The organism is Pseudonocardia sulfidoxydans NBRC 16205, from assembly GCF_007989085.1.
GTDB classification, from domain to species: Bacteria; Actinomycetota; Actinomycetes; order Mycobacteriales; family Pseudonocardiaceae; genus Pseudonocardia; species Pseudonocardia sulfidoxydans.
Window position 1 is genome coordinate 1 of the sequence record NZ_BJVJ01000184.1, and the last position, 988, is coordinate 988.

Below are 988 nucleotides of genomic sequence, written 5' to 3' on the forward strand. Positions count from 1 at the left end.
TCATCGAGCGGGTCGGATCGACCGCCGTCGTCGAGAAGCCGATCCCGGAACCAGGCCCGGAAGAGGCGATCGTCCGCACCACCGCGGCACTGATCTGCACCTCCGACGTCCACACCGTCAAGGGAGCCCTGCCCGTCCCCGACGGGCGCACCCTCGGCCACGAATCCGTCGGCGTCATCCACAAACTCGGCTCCGCGGTCACCGGCTGGACCGAAGGCCAACGTGTCGCGGTCAACGCCGTGACCCCCTGCTACCGCTGCGCCTACTGCCAGCGCGGCTACACCAGCCAGTGCGGCGGGGCGTTGGGCGGCTACAAGTACACCGTCCAGATGGACGGCAACATGGCCGAGTACTTCGTCGTCCCCGCCGCCGCGGCCAACCTCACCGCGATCCCCGACTCCCTCACCGACGCCCAAGCCGTCTACAGCTGCGACATGCTCTCCACCGGGTTCATGGGCGCCGAACACGCCCGCATCAACTTCGGCGAGACCGTCGCGGTCTTCGCACAGGGCCCGGTCGGGCTCTCCGCCACCCTGGCCGCCAACACCCTCGGCGCCGGGCGCATCATCGCCGTCGAGTCCCGCCCCGAACGCCAGGCCCTGGCCAAACGCTTCGGCGCCGACGACATCGTCGACTTCTCCGCGGGCGACCCGGTCGAGCAGATCATGGACCTCACCGGCGGTGAGGGTGTCGACGCCGCGATCGAGGCCTTCGGGTTCCCGCAGACCTTCGAGGCGTGCCTGCGGGTCACCAAGGCCGGTGGGCGGGTGTCCAACATCGGCTACCACGGGGAGAACCCGGCCCCGCTGCAGCTGCCGCTGGACGCGTTCGGTCTCGGGATGAACGACAAGGCCATCCACACCGGTCTGTGCCCGGGCGGCAGCGAGCGGATGGGCCGGATGTTCCAGCTCATGCTCTCGGGCCGGATCGACCCGACCCCGATGACGACCCACACCTTCGGCTTCGACGAGGTCTCCCGCGCCTTCGA

The 988-nt window shown here is 69.8% G+C and carries 1 protein-coding gene; it reads left to right on the plus strand.

The genetic code is table 11. The features are described 5' to 3' along the window. Nucleotides 1-2 precede the first annotated feature (2 nt). Nucleotides 3-988 (plus strand): NAD(P)-dependent alcohol dehydrogenase (locus tag PSU4_RS30930; RefSeq protein WP_147116226.1); only part of this gene is annotated, 986 nt, incomplete at its 3' end.